Source organism: Acinetobacter sp. YH16044, from assembly GCF_013417145.1.
Lineage (GTDB): Bacteria > Pseudomonadota > Gammaproteobacteria > Pseudomonadales > Moraxellaceae > Acinetobacter > Acinetobacter amyesii.
The window spans coordinates 65006-77733 of sequence record NZ_VPEK01000009.1 but is presented as its reverse complement, the minus strand read 5'-3'; the positions used below and the strand labels follow the sequence as shown (position 1 = coordinate 77733).

Here is a 12728-nt window from a genome sequence, read left to right as displayed (position 1 = left end):
TAGGTAGATTTACTTAACAAAATTTAAATTCCCTTCTGGACAACATTTCAACAGTACAATAAAAAATTCGATTTGTAATAAGAAAAAATAGTGTTTACACAAAATATACATAAAATATGCTTAAAGGTTACAGAGTGTAATTTTTAAATCGTGCTTGAATCTGCGACTTACGACAGAAGTACAAATTTTCATCTAGGACAGAGATGATTTGCTTTCATTAAGGACGAACCGCCTATGAGCCATTTAAACCCGACATTAGTCACCTTTATTTTTTATATTCTTGCAATGCTTGCCATTGGTTTGTATGCCTACAGAGCTACGCATAACTTTGACGAATACATTTTAGGTGGACGAAGTTTAGGAAGTGTTGTGACTGCACTTTCAGCAGGTGCATCCGACATGAGTGGTTGGCTACTCATGGGTCTCCCTGGTGCAATTTATCTATCTGGTCTTTCCGAAGCTTGGATTGCAATCGGCTTAATTATCGGTGCTTGGTTGAACTGGTTGATCGTTGCTGGTCGCTTGCGTGTTCATACCGAATATCAAAATAATGCCCTGACCCTGCCCGATTATTTCACGAGCCGTTTTGCAGACCGTAAAAAGATTTTACGTATCATTTCAGCTGTAGTGATTTTAGTGTTCTTTGCGATTTACTGTGCTTCTGGCATGGTGGCTGGCGCACGACTTTTCGAAAGTTTATTCGGTTGGAACTACACAACAGCACTGTGGATTGGTGCAATTGCAACCATCAGCTATGTCTGTATTGGTGGATTCTTAGCGATCAGTTGGACCGATACTTTCCAAGCGGGTCTGATGATCTTTGCACTGCTGATCACACCGATCATCACCTACCTTGCTTTAGGTGATAACAGTCAAAATCTTGCTGCTATTTTGGAAACAGCTCGCCCGCAAGCTTCCAATTTATTTGAAGGCTTAAGTACAGTTGCGATTTTATCCAGCATGGCGTGGGGCTTAGGCTATTTTGGTCAGCCGCATATTTTGGTTCGCTTTATGGCAGCCGATTCTGTTAAATCCATTCCGAATGCACGTCGCATTGGTATGACATGGATGATCCTATGTCTAGGCGGTGCTGTAGCAGCCGGTTATATCGGTATTGCTTACTTCCAAGTTCACCCAGAACTGGCAAGCGTCGTTAATGCAAACCCTGAAACGGTATTTATGGAATTGACTAAAATTCTATTCAATCCGTGGATTGCTGGGATTATTTTGGCCGCAATTTTAGCTGCGGTGATGAGCACACTTAGCTGTCAGTTATTGGTGTGTTCAACCACCTTGACGGAAGATTTGTACAAAGGATTTATTCGTAAAAACGCATCGCAAAAAGAATTGGTTTGGATTGGACGTGCGATGGTCTTGGCAATTGCCGTATTTGCAATCACCTTTGCAATGAACCCTGCAAGTAAAGTTTTAGGCTTAGTGGCTTATGCATGGGCAGGTTTCGGTGCTGCATTTGGCCCGCTGATTATTCTTTCATTGCTGTGGAAACGTATGACGCTTAACGGAGCTATCATTGGCATGATCGTGGGTGCTGTGACTGTCATCGTGTGGAAAAACTACTTAGGCCACCTTGGTTTATACGAAATCATTCCAGGCTTTATTTTCTCTGCGATCAGTATCGTTGTCGTGAGCTTATTGGGCAAAGCACCAGAGGCGGATGTGGTTGAACGCTTTGAAAAAGCCGAAGCGCAATATCAAAAAGAAATGTCTGAAATCTAAAATTTTTGACACTAAAAAGGGGCTAAATGCCCCTTTTTAGTACTCAATTATTGATGATTAGCTACTTCGGCCGAGCCGCAGGTTTCAGCTTAATTTGCATACTTTCTTTGATTACTTCCATCACAGGATAACTGCGCGTTTCCTTGATGCCGGGTAGCTGCCAAAGCACCTGCCCTGAAATTTTTCTAAATTCTTCCATATTTGCACAGCGTATTTTCACTACAAAATCAAAACCACCGCTGATCATATGACATTCTACGATTTCTGGAATTTGACGCACTGCATCCGAAAAATATTCCAATACATTGGGCGTGGTTTTATCTAGTAAAATCTCTACAAAAACCACAAATCCATTGTTGAGTAAGACCGGATTTAAACGTGCTTCATAGCCTAAAATAAAGCCTTCTTTCGATAACTTTTGCACACGTGCCAACGCCGCAGTGGGTGATAAATTCACCATTTCTGCAAGCTTAATATTGGACAATTTTCCGTCTTCTTGCAGCAGCTCTAAAATTCGAATATCTATTCGGTCTAAGCTCAAATATGGGCTAGTCATCTGAATTTTTCTCTAAATATTATTAAAACTATAGTGAGTTATTCGCTAAATATTCTGTGATGATAAATTAAATAAAGGATCAAGCTCAAGATTTATTTGCTCGTCATAGAACTTTGACACGGAAAATTGAAACATGAATGGAAAAGTATTTGAAGTCACGGGAAGCGATGACTACATCACTGAATTTAAAGACAAGAATAGCTTTGAACAATCGATTAATACAGCATGGCGTCGTGCTGAAACTGAGTGCATTGAAAACTTATTAGCACACAGTGAAATCCCTTCCCCGATCAGCGATCAAATTCAACAATTGGCTTTTGACTTAGCCCATTCATTACGTGAACGTAAAAGCGGTACAGGTAAAGCAGGCATTGTACAAGGCTTGCTACAAGAGTTTTCATTGTCTTCTCAGGAAGGCATCGCGCTCATGTGTTTAGCTGAAGCGCTACTCCGTATTCCAGACAAAGCAACACGTGATTTACTGATCAAAGATAAAATCAACCAAGGTAACTGGAAAGATCATGTTGGCCAAAGTAGCCTCATGTTCGTAAATGCCGCTGCTTGGGGATTAATGCTGACGGGCAAACTGATGGAAACCCCTCAACAAAAAAGTCTGTCTAGCCTACTCACCGGTATTTTAGCACGCAGTGGACGTGGCATTATCCGTAAAGCTGTAGACGTGGCTATGCGTATGATGGGCGAACAGTTTGTTACAGGTGAAACCATCAATGAAGCGCTTAAACATGCAGAAGTATTAGAAGACAAAGGCTTCCGCTATTCATATGACATGTTAGGTGAAGCAGCATCAACTGAACCTGATGCAGAACGTTATTATCAAGACTATACCGATGCGATCCACGCGATTGGTCAAGCTTCTGAAGGAAAGGATGTTTATAACGGCGCAGGTATTTCGATCAAATTGTCTGCCCTACACCCACGCTACCAACGTTCACAGATCGACCGTGTGCATAATGAACTTTATGGCAAAGTGCTAGAACTTGCTGTATTAGCTAAGCATTACAATATTGGTTTAAACATTGATGCTGAAGAAACTGACCGTTTAGAAATTTCTTTGGAACTACTAGAACGCCTGTGTTTTGAGCCTAAATTAGCGGACTGGAAAGGTATTGGATTTGTGATTCAAGCCTACCAAAAACGCTGTTTCTATGTGGTCGACCATATTATTGACCTCGCTAAGCGTAGCCAAAAACGTTTAATGATCCGCTTAGTGAAAGGTGCATACTGGGACAGCGAAATTAAGAAAGCGCAAATTGAAGGTATGAGTGACTATCCTGTATTTACGCGCAAAGTTCATACCGACCTGTCTTATATTGCATGTGCTAAAAAGCTCTTGGCAGCACCTGAGCAAATTTATCCTCAGTTTGCAACACACAATGCGCAAACCGTAGCTACGATTTACCAACTAGCACAGCCAGAGCTTTACTATCCAGGCCAGTATGAATTTCAGTGCCTTCACGGCATGGGTGAACCCCTCTATGAACAAGTGGTGGGTTCGAAATCTGACAACAAACTGGGTGTGCCGTGTCGAATTTATGCACCAGTGGGTAACCATGAAACCTTATTGGCCTATTTGGTTCGACGTTTACTGGAAAATGGTGCGAATACGTCTTTCGTTAACCGTATTGCAGATAAAAATTTAAAAATTGAAGATTTAATTGAAAATCCAAGACAGACAATATTAGCGACGGCTGAAAAAGAAGGTATCACTGGAGCGAAGCATCCTTCTATCCCATTTCCGCAAGATTTGTATGGCACAGAACGTCGCAACTCAAAAGGACTCGATTTAGCCAATGATCGCGACTTATCTCAGCTCAATACCACGGCAGTACAGCATGCACATACCCAGTGGCATGCTAGTGCAATCGGCGCTAATTTAGAAGAAATTCATACTGCAAGTATCAACATTACAACCCCTGCAAACCGTAGTGATGTGGTCGGTAGTGTCAGCGAAGCCAGTTTAGAACAAGCTGAAATCGCTCTCAATAATGCGGTAAATGCCCAAGCTTCATGGAAAACTTTAGCCAAAGATCAGCGTGCAGCATGCTTAAACCGTGCGGCAGATTTGATGGAAGCACAATTGCAATCTCTCATGGTGTTGTTGTCACGTGAAAGTGGTAAAACTTATGCCAATGCTATTGCTGAAGTCCGTGAAGCTGTAGATTTCCTACGTTATTATGCAGCTCAAATGATTGATCTAGCAGAAAATACGCAAATTGAACCTCTTGGCACTGTGCTGTGCATTAGCCCATGGAACTTCCCGCTTGCTATTTTCACAGGTCAAATTGCTGCAGCCTTGGTTGCAGGTAATACCGTGATTGCCAAGCCTGCTGAACAAACGCCACTGATTGCTGCTCAAGCTGTACATATTTTATGGGAAGCAGGTGTTCCCTTCGATGTATTGCAACTCCTTCCTGGCCGTGGCGAAACCATTGGTGCCAAACTCAGCGCGGACTCACGTGTCCAAGGCATCATGTTTACTGGCTCAACGGAAGTCGCACGTATCTTGCAAAAAACCGTGGCACAGCGCTTAAACCAATTTGGCGAAAGCGTGGTATTGATTGCTGAAACTGGCGGTCAAAATGCCATGATTGTTGACTCATCAGCATTGACAGAACAAGTGGTATTGGATGTCGTTAACTCTGCCTATGACAGTGCAGGTCAACGCTGTTCTGCCCTACGTATTCTCTGTGTACAAGAAGATAATGTGGACGTTGTCCGTACCATGTTACAAGGTGCGATGAAGCAACTTCGTGTCGGAAATCCCGCACTATTAGCAACTGACATTGGCCCAGTGATCGACCTTGAAGCACAGCAAAATATTGAAAAACATATTGAGAAGATGCGTAGCAAAGGCTATCCAGTACATCAAATCATGTTTAATGCTGATAGCAATGCCTTAAGTACGGGAACCTTCGTTGCACCAACTTTGATTGAACTGCCAAATTTAAATGATTTAGAACGCGAAGTTTTTGGGCCAGTATTGCATTTAATCACCTACAAATATGGTGAGATTGAAAACCTATTAACACAAATTAATGCCAAAGGTTATGGTTTAACCATGGGCTTGCATACACGTATTGATGACACGATTCAAAAAGTTATCGGTCATGCAGAAGTCGGTAACCTGTACATTAACCGTAATATTGTAGGTGCTGTGGTTGGTGTACAACCCTTTGGCGGCGAAGGCTTATCAGGTACAGGTCCAAAAGCGGGCGGTCCTTTATATCTCTACCGTTTAATGCATCAAGTGTCTGTGAAAAAACTGGCTACACCTTATGCGGCTCAGGCAGAAACGCAAGCTACACACTTCCCTGCATATGAAGCTTTTAACACTTGGGCGAAGCAGCATTTTTCAGGCATTGCGATTCAAGCACCGCAGGCCATAGCCGCTGGACAAAGTTTTGAGCTACAAGGCCCAACCGGTGAAAACAACCAATATGCCATTTTGGCACGTAAAGGTGTACTTTCACTAGCCAATAATGATGCAGATCAACTGAATCAAATTGCTGCGATTTTATCGGTGGGTAGTCAACCCGTGGTACTTGCAGACAATACTTTTGTGTTAAAACACTTAAATAGCATGCCGAAAATCCTCGTGGACCAATTTAAAGTGATCACGGATATTTATCATGGCAATTTTGATGCGGTTTTACACCATGGTGAACAAACTGAGTTATTAAAAATTCAACAAGTCATCGCGTCTCGTGAAGGTGCAATTATTGGCATTACGCATTTAGCTTCTGGCCAATATGACATCCCTGTAGAACGTTTCGTGATTGAGCGTGCAACTAGTGTCAATACAGCTGCAGCCGGTGGTAATGCCAGCTTAATGACAATGAATTAAACACTGAATTGAACTCCAACTAATCAGTTCCTCACTTAGCTCAATCTTTATGAATGTTCCATAAAGATTGAGCGTTTTTTTAACTTCCCCTCGATAAAAGTTCTGTTTAGCGTATTCAGATTCATCTTCTCTACAGATAAATACAGCCAAAAGTGGAATTAATTTAGTCTTATAAGGTGAATTTTGCTAACATGACTTTTTTAATATGTTTGCGATTTTTTACTGCATATGACTTCAACTTATCAGCAACAACTTGATGCCAAAGTTGCCCGCATTACGGCTCAATTTTCAGAATACAACCCTCCCTCTTTAGAAGTTTTTCCTTCTGCTGAACAAAACTTTCGTATGCGAGCGGAATTCCGAATTTGGCATACTGAAAATGATATGTTCTATGCAATGTTTGAACGCAATGCAGACAATGAAAAACAAGTTGTAGAAATTAAAGATTTCCCTATTGCAGATAAAAGCATTAATGACTTAATGCCAATATTATTAAATGAACTCAAGGCACAAGAGATCTTATCGAGCCGTTTATTTGAGGTTCATTTCTTAGCAACCCTGAAAGGTGAAATGCTGGTTTCATTGGTTTACCGTTGCCCACTCAATGCTGAATGGGAAATTGCTGCCAAAGCCCTGTCTGACAAGCTCAATATCAAGATTTATGGTCGTAGTCGTGGTCAGCGTGTGATTTTAACTGATGACTATGTGGTTGAAGAACTCCAAGTATTTGACCGTAAATATCAGTACAAACAAATTGAAAGTAGTTTCACTCAGCCCAATGCTGGCGTGTGTCAAAAAATGCTGGAATGGGCGTGTCAGGCTGCCGATCACTCAGACAAAGACTTACTTGAGCTCTACTGTGGTAATGGTAATTTCACACTGCCTCTTTCTACACGCTTTAATCGCGTTTTAGCAACAGAATTAGCTAAGTCTTCAGTCTATGCAGCACAGTGGAATATTGAGCAAAATGGCATTGATAATATCCAAGTAGCTCGTCTATCTGCTGAAGAGTTTACCCAAGCCTTCAATGCTGAACGTACATTCCGCCGCCTTGAAGAAGCCGAAATTGAAATTTCAAGCTATTACTTCGATACGGTATTTGTCGATCCACCGCGTGCAGGTATCGATGATGAAACACTAAAACTGTTGCAACGTTTTGAACGCATTATCTATATTTCATGCAACCCAGATACTTTGCATGACAATCTCAAACTACTTTCACAAACGCATAAAATCAGCAAATTTGCCTTGTTTGATCAGTTCCCTTATACACACCATGTAGAGTCTGGCGTGTTTCTTGAGAAGATTTAAACAAATTATTTCAAGTCATGTTGTTGTCATAAAAGGAGCTTTCTAAAAGCTCCTTTTTTATATACTAAAAAAGCTTTATATTCTCGCCACATGCGGTGTAATGGATACCTTTCTATATCAATTAAGCAAAGATTCTAAAAGTCCAATCGAAAAAATGATCATTCAACTGGCTAAAATTTCACTTTAGTAGTCTTGCTTTATTTATTGGATTGGTTATATTTCGTTCTATGTTAGGTCGCAAATGAAGGCTCTATGAGTTTTTGGCATAAGTTGTTCGCTAATGAACAGCAAAACGGGCATAAGAATCAAATTGCCTGTGTTGAAAATGATTGCTCTTGTAAAACCAATGAACAGCTTATTGCTGCTCTTACAAAGGCAACGGATGAAGATGTTATCCTCGGTATTAAAAAAGTACTCGCTTCGCGCGGTTATAGCCGTAAGGAATTAAATGAAATCCAGCATCTACCTCTACAGTAGAGTCTGAACATTCAATGTTCAAACAAGGCATTCTGTTTTACAGAGTGCCTTTTTCATTTTTAAAATAATCATAATGATGCCGCTTATTTACAGATCAGGTTTTGTGAGTCGGCCACATCGTAATTTACAACTTTTATGCTATGCTCCAAGGTAACTCAGTGATGTCTAATTTTTAAACACACGACAATAAAACCTAATATTGCATCAAATATGATGCCGAAGACCTCTAAACAGCATTGATATAAAAATTAAAGGAATGAACATGAATAAATTAACAAGTTGCCTTATTGCCTGCTGCATACTTAGTCTAAGTGCTTGTAGCCAAATTCCCAAAGAATGCGAAGAATCTTGGGACAAACTCGAAGCCTTGTCGAAACAAATGGGCTTAAACGAAGAACAAATCAAAGAACAGAAAAAACAGTTTGAAGAAAGTATCAAGCAACAATCTAAAGAACAAGCCATTCAAATGTGCCAAACCCAAAGTACCTTTTTAGGTTTAGTCGGCAAATAAACAGTTGTTTCTATCAATCTAAACACTGTACAGATGAAGCCCGACCATTCGGGCTTTTATTGTTTGCATTGAGATCCTGTTGTATACGCTACAATTGGCCCTAAAGCTTTCAAACTTGAATCATGTCTATTCAATGCTTGAATATCTGCACTAGACACAGATCCATCTAAATACAAGGCATTGTTAATCGATAATTGCTGCTTAAAATATTGTGCAAATGCATAAAACGACACGCCTTCACGACTGATCACAAAATACAACTTACCGTTTTTGATCCCCACACCATTGCGGATTTTCAATGAATCTGACTGTGGGATAAAGTTTGAATTGATTTTTCCATCTACCACTAGCATCGGGCCTGACTGCGTCGCATAACGTGCATTAAAATTTGTGGAAGCATATTTTTGTGTAGTTAATATCACCGCTTGCTTGCCATTCCATGCTAGAACACCATTCGGCTGAATTAAAAAATTACCAAAGCCTCGTGTTGCACGATTCAAGGCTTTTTTCTGCACTCCATTTTCAACGTATAGACCAACAGGTGCTAAGTCTGCATGATACATCCCGGCATTCATTGCGAAGTTCATCGTATTACACTTACGCGCTAATACCTGCTTTAGTCGCTGTAGGTCTTGATATGGCTGCTGCTGTGTATCATATAAATAGAGCTTCAGTTGACTCAGATCGGAAATTTCAACCACATCCACGGCAATAGGCTGACTGACACGTTTCGCTTGAATATTGGCATAGGAAATACTCGGTGAGAAAATCAGACCGAGCAGCATCATAAAGCGCATTTTTTTAAACATTGAGGTTAATTGAAGACCAAGCATGACCCTATCCATAGCGCACGTTAAAAATCGAACAAATTTTAGCTAAATCATCGCTAAAATAGTCGATTAATTCACAGATTAAAAGTAGACTAATCTTTAAAAATAATTCGGATTTAAAGTAGGACTGGTAAATTCATGCACGTGCAGAAAGATGGTTTTCCTCTTGGAACACATCTTATTGTTAAACACTTCGGTTATAGCCATCATGGCATATATGCCGGCCGCGGTAGAGTCATTCACTACTCTGGTTTTGCACACCTTTTCAAAAAACATCCAATTGAAATGACTTCGATCGAAAAATTCAGCCACGGCAAAAAAATTATCGTTCAGTCATATAGCAATCCAAAATTTAAAGGTCGTAAAGTGGTGCGTCGCATGCGCTCACGTATGCATGAAAACAACTATCATCTGATTATTAATAACTGTGAACACTTATGCACATGGGCTATTACCGGCGTTGAAAGTAGTCCTCAAGTGTTCCGTATGATGAACCGACTCACCACGATTGGCTATGTCAGTTCTCTGATGAGTTTTATGAGCAGTATGATGCTGACCGTGACCACTACTTGCTTTGCACTGGTGTTCTATATCAAAAAGAAACTGCGCGAAAAAGCCAAAATGCAGATGCCGGTTTATACCTATTTAAAGCGTGAAGAACATAAAAATCGTTAATTCACTGCAGCAGCATTGAACCGTGGCTTTATCAAATTTCAATACATCAGCACATTGCTTAGAAATACTGCGCTAATACACAAGCTTTTCCTTACGGCGTATCAGATGTCATGCTTAATTTTGGTCACGCTTCACATTGCTAAAAGTTCGCATTGCTAAAAGGTGGAAATTTATCTTCAACCAAATTGCTTTGCAGGCCATGTTCTAAATAAATTTTGGCTGCATCCAAAACCGTTGTAAAACCACCTGTACTATCGATAATAAAATCAATCAATGCCTGACCTTGCAGAGGAATCTTTGAATTTTTGATGCGGACATAGGTTTCCATCGGGCTAATTTGCTCAAAAATAAAATCGACCTGAGTTTTTGGTTCTCCCCACTGTATTTGAATTAATTTGTTTTCCTTAATACTCAGCACGTCTACATCGGCGACTGCATTATATTTTTGCCAAGTCCATTGCACCGTTTTACCTTCTTCTAGATATCCACTCGATGCACTAAACCAAAAATGCTGTGTTATTAAAGGATCAACAAAAGCATTAAATACGATATTGATGGACTTACGAATTAACATCTGGGTTTCAATCACGACACTCATCAGCATTCCTACAGTATTTTAATTTTATTCAGTGATAGCACAGAGAACTGATCATTGCCTACCACTGAATTGTTATTGCCCTATTATGCTGTATGTTCTGTAATAAATGCTGATGTCACTAGCGTGGGATTCTTCTCTGTAAATTGCCCATTCCAATAGGGATAGTATGGATAAGGTGGATACACTGCACTGACTGCGTCTAATCGGGCTAACTGCTCTACGCTTAACACCCAATCTTTCGCCGCAAGGTTATCCAACAGTTGCTGTTCATTACGTGCGCCTATCAAAATACTAGACACAGTCGGTCTGGTTTTCAGCCAATTCAATGCAATCTGCGGGATAGAGTGCCCTGTTTCCATGGCAATTTCTTGCATTACATCTAACACTGCAAATAACTTTTCATGTCGAACTTGCGGTGCGAATTGTGCTGTTTCATGCAGCCGACTTTGTTTTGGAATCGCATGCTCACGATCAAATTTTCCTGTTAATCTCCCCCAGCCCAACGGACTCCAAACTACTGCACCAATGTGTTGATCATGCTGCGCAGGCATCAACTCCCATTCATAGTCACGTCCAATCAAAGAATAATAGACTTGATGCACACTTAGCTTTTCATAGCCATGCTGTTGGGCAATCGACTGTGCTTTCATAAGCTGCCAGCCTGAAAAATTCGATGCACCGATATAGCGAACTTTTCCACTATGTACCAAGTCATCTAAACTGCGCATCAGCTGCTCAAGTGGCGTCGTGCTATCAAACTGATGCAGCTGCAGCACATCAATATAATCTGTGCCTAACCGTTTTAAACTCGCCTCCACGGCTTGTATTAAATAGCTTCTAGAATATCCACCTTGATTGATTCCATCATTCAATCGGATACCCACTTTGCTGGAAATAATCACCTCTTGGCGTTTTGAATGAAGTAATGCACCTAGCATCTGCTCTGAGGCACCATTTGAATAAGCATCTGCGGTATCGAAATAATTCACGCCTTGATCAATACAGAGATCAATCATGCGCTGAGCATCATTTAAGCTCGCTTGCCCCCATGCAGAGAAAATAGGGCCTTGCCCGCCAAATGTACCTGCACCAAAGCCGAACTCTGAAACTTGTAAGCCAGATTGCCCTAGGTTGTGATAGTTCATGGTGATTTCCTGTGTTTAATTTATACACAGAATAGGCACAGATATTTATCAGAAAAACCCTGAATATCGAGAAAGACTTTCTTGATTATATTGATAATGCTGACTGAAGATTTCGACTTATTCACACGAATGGCGACACTGGGTTCAATCAGTCAAGCCGCCAAAGAAGCCAATCTCTCTGTTTCTGTCGCTAGTAGCCGTCTACACAGACTTGAACAAAGTTTAGGGCTACGCCTATTTCATCGCACCACACGGCAACTACATTTAACACAGGAAGGTGCTGTTTTATTGCAACAAGGATTTCCCTTACTCGAACAATTTAATTCGCTACTGAGCCAATTTCAGCCTGAACCACAACAACTCAGTGGCGTATTAAAAATCACATGTTCAGAAGTTTTTGGAAATCGTATTTTAGGGCCAGTATTTGCAGCCTTTGCCAAGTTGCATCCAACATTGACTTTGGATATTGAACAGACCGATCAAAATTTAGATTTGGTCTCGGCAGGTATCGATGTTGCGATACGTATTGGTCAACTAGAAGACTCATCGCTGATTGCTAAACCACTTAGCTTAAACCGTCGTATTTTGTGTGCCTCGCCAAACTATATCGAGCAACATGGCGAACCTCGCTCTCTAGAAGAGCTCTCTATACACCAATGCATTTTACAGAAATACCCTAAGGGTGTTTCGCAGCTTTGGACATTCGTCCAAGATCAACACAACATAAATATACCTGTTTCAGGACAAGTTCATATCAACTCAGGTGAAGGCGTACGCCAAGCAGCACTTGCAGGTTTAGGCATCTCAAACCACTCCATCTGGCATGTGGATGAAGATTTACAATCTGGCCAGCTCATCCAAGTTCTACCCAAGATCCCTGTTCAAAGTACTGCAATCTATGTGGTAATTCCGCATCGACATTTTGTTCCGCCTAAAGTACAGGCTTTTATGCGACACTTGGACGATTTTTTCCAGCATCAATATGCGTGGTATGTATCGCCCAATTTATCTGAAAATTAGGCC

The 12728-nt window shown here is 40.8% G+C and carries 11 protein-coding genes; 7 read left to right on the top strand and 4 right to left on the bottom strand.

What is annotated here, in order from left to right; genetic code table 11:
- Nucleotides 1–234: 234 nt before the first annotated feature.
- Nucleotides 235–1737, top strand: a complete 1503-nt coding sequence (gene putP, locus FTV38_RS07835; protein ID WP_180022140.1) for a sodium/proline symporter PutP — start codon at nucleotides 235–237, stop codon at nucleotides 1735–1737.
- Nucleotides 1738–1798: 61 nt separating this feature from the next.
- On the opposite strand, the gene FTV38_RS07830 is transcribed toward putP, so the two are convergent.
- Nucleotides 1799–2293 carry an Lrp/AsnC ligand binding domain-containing protein gene (locus tag FTV38_RS07830; protein WP_180022139.1) on the bottom strand — a complete coding sequence of 165 codons (495 nt, stop codon included), beginning with the start codon at nucleotides 2291–2293 and terminating at the stop codon, nucleotides 1799–1801.
- Nucleotides 2294–2426: 133 nt separating this feature from the next.
- Here FTV38_RS07830 and putA point away from each other — a divergent pair, with 133 nt between their 5' ends.
- From putA to FTV38_RS07810, 4 genes are all read left to right on the top strand, one after another.
- Nucleotides 2427–6158 carry a trifunctional transcriptional regulator/proline dehydrogenase/L-glutamate gamma-semialdehyde dehydrogenase gene (putA, locus tag FTV38_RS07825; protein WP_180022138.1) on the top strand — a complete coding sequence of 1244 codons (3732 nt, stop codon included), beginning with the start codon at nucleotides 2427–2429 and terminating at the stop codon, nucleotides 6156–6158.
- A gap of 228 nt (nucleotides 6159–6386) precedes the next feature.
- Nucleotides 6387–7469 carry a tRNA (uridine(54)-C5)-methyltransferase TrmA gene (gene trmA / locus FTV38_RS07820; protein ID WP_168378612.1) on the top strand — a complete coding sequence of 361 codons (1083 nt, stop codon included), beginning with the start codon at nucleotides 6387–6389 and terminating at the stop codon, nucleotides 7467–7469.
- 252 nt (nucleotides 7470–7721) lie between these two features.
- Nucleotides 7722–7946 carry a hypothetical protein gene (locus tag FTV38_RS07815; protein ID WP_168378613.1) on the top strand — a complete coding sequence of 75 codons (225 nt, stop codon included), beginning with the start codon at nucleotides 7722–7724 and terminating at the stop codon, nucleotides 7944–7946.
- Nucleotides 7947–8208: 262 nt separating this feature from the next.
- Nucleotides 8209–8457 carry a hypothetical protein gene (locus tag FTV38_RS07810; protein WP_168378614.1) on the top strand — a complete coding sequence of 83 codons (249 nt, stop codon included), beginning with the start codon at nucleotides 8209–8211 and terminating at the stop codon, nucleotides 8455–8457.
- A 56-nt stretch (nucleotides 8458–8513) separates the two neighbouring features.
- Here the strand turns inward: FTV38_RS07810 and FTV38_RS07805 are convergent, their stop codons facing one another.
- Entirely contained in the window at nucleotides 8514–9290 is a 777-nt protein-coding gene (locus FTV38_RS07805; protein WP_257228742.1) for a phosphodiester glycosidase family protein, read from the bottom strand.
- A 135-nt stretch (nucleotides 9291–9425) separates the two neighbouring features.
- Here FTV38_RS07805 and FTV38_RS07800 point away from each other — a divergent pair, with 135 nt between their 5' ends.
- A complete protein-coding gene (locus FTV38_RS07800) occupies nucleotides 9426–9962 on the top strand; it encodes a lecithin retinol acyltransferase family protein (protein WP_078193494.1) in 537 nt (178 codons plus the stop codon).
- 139 nt (nucleotides 9963–10101) lie between these two features.
- On the opposite strand, the gene FTV38_RS07795 is transcribed toward FTV38_RS07800, so the two are convergent.
- Both FTV38_RS07795 and FTV38_RS07790 read right to left on the bottom strand, forming a co-directional pair.
- Nucleotides 10102–10560: an SRPBCC domain-containing protein gene (locus tag FTV38_RS07795; RefSeq protein WP_372491103.1), complete on the bottom strand. Its 459-nt coding sequence runs from the start codon at nucleotides 10558–10560 to the stop codon at nucleotides 10102–10104.
- A gap of 83 nt (nucleotides 10561–10643) precedes the next feature.
- The gene (locus FTV38_RS07790; protein WP_180022136.1) at nucleotides 10644–11705 is read right to left on the bottom strand and encodes an aldo/keto reductase; all 1062 of its coding nucleotides are present in this window, start codon (nucleotides 11703–11705) and stop codon (nucleotides 10644–10646) included.
- 96 nt (nucleotides 11706–11801) lie between these two features.
- On the opposite strand from FTV38_RS07790, the gene FTV38_RS07785 reads away from it, so the two are divergent.
- Entirely contained in the window at nucleotides 11802–12725 is a 924-nt protein-coding gene (locus tag FTV38_RS07785) for a LysR family transcriptional regulator (protein ID WP_180022135.1), read from the top strand.
- The last annotated feature ends 3 nt before the right edge of the window (nucleotides 12726–12728 follow it).

Excerpts from the sequence above, each read along its gene's own strand:
- putP (WP_180022140.1), top strand. The coding sequence starts at position 235 with ATGAGCCATTTAAACCCGACATTAGTCACCTTTATTTTTTATATTCTT.
- FTV38_RS07830 (WP_180022139.1), bottom strand. The coding sequence starts at position 2,293 with ATGACTAGCCCATATTTGAGCTTAGACCGAATAGATATTCGAATTTTA.
- putA (WP_180022138.1), top strand. The coding sequence starts at position 2,427 with ATGAATGGAAAAGTATTTGAAGTCACGGGAAGCGATGACTACATCACT.
- trmA (WP_168378612.1), top strand. The coding sequence starts at position 6,387 with ATGACTTCAACTTATCAGCAACAACTTGATGCCAAAGTTGCCCGCATT.
- FTV38_RS07815 (WP_168378613.1), top strand. The coding sequence starts at position 7,722 with ATGAGTTTTTGGCATAAGTTGTTCGCTAATGAACAGCAAAACGGGCAT.
- FTV38_RS07810 (WP_168378614.1), top strand. The coding sequence starts at position 8,209 with ATGAATAAATTAACAAGTTGCCTTATTGCCTGCTGCATACTTAGTCTA.
- FTV38_RS07805 (WP_257228742.1), bottom strand. The coding sequence starts at position 9,290 with ATGCTTGGTCTTCAATTAACCTCAATGTTTAAAAAAATGCGCTTTATG.
- FTV38_RS07800 (WP_078193494.1), top strand. The coding sequence starts at position 9,426 with ATGCACGTGCAGAAAGATGGTTTTCCTCTTGGAACACATCTTATTGTT.
- FTV38_RS07795 (WP_372491103.1), bottom strand. The coding sequence starts at position 10,560 with ATGAGTGTCGTGATTGAAACCCAGATGTTAATTCGTAAGTCCATCAAT.
- FTV38_RS07790 (WP_180022136.1), bottom strand. The coding sequence starts at position 11,705 with ATGAACTATCACAACCTAGGGCAATCTGGCTTACAAGTTTCAGAGTTC.
- FTV38_RS07785 (WP_180022135.1), top strand. The coding sequence starts at position 11,802 with ATGCTGACTGAAGATTTCGACTTATTCACACGAATGGCGACACTGGGT.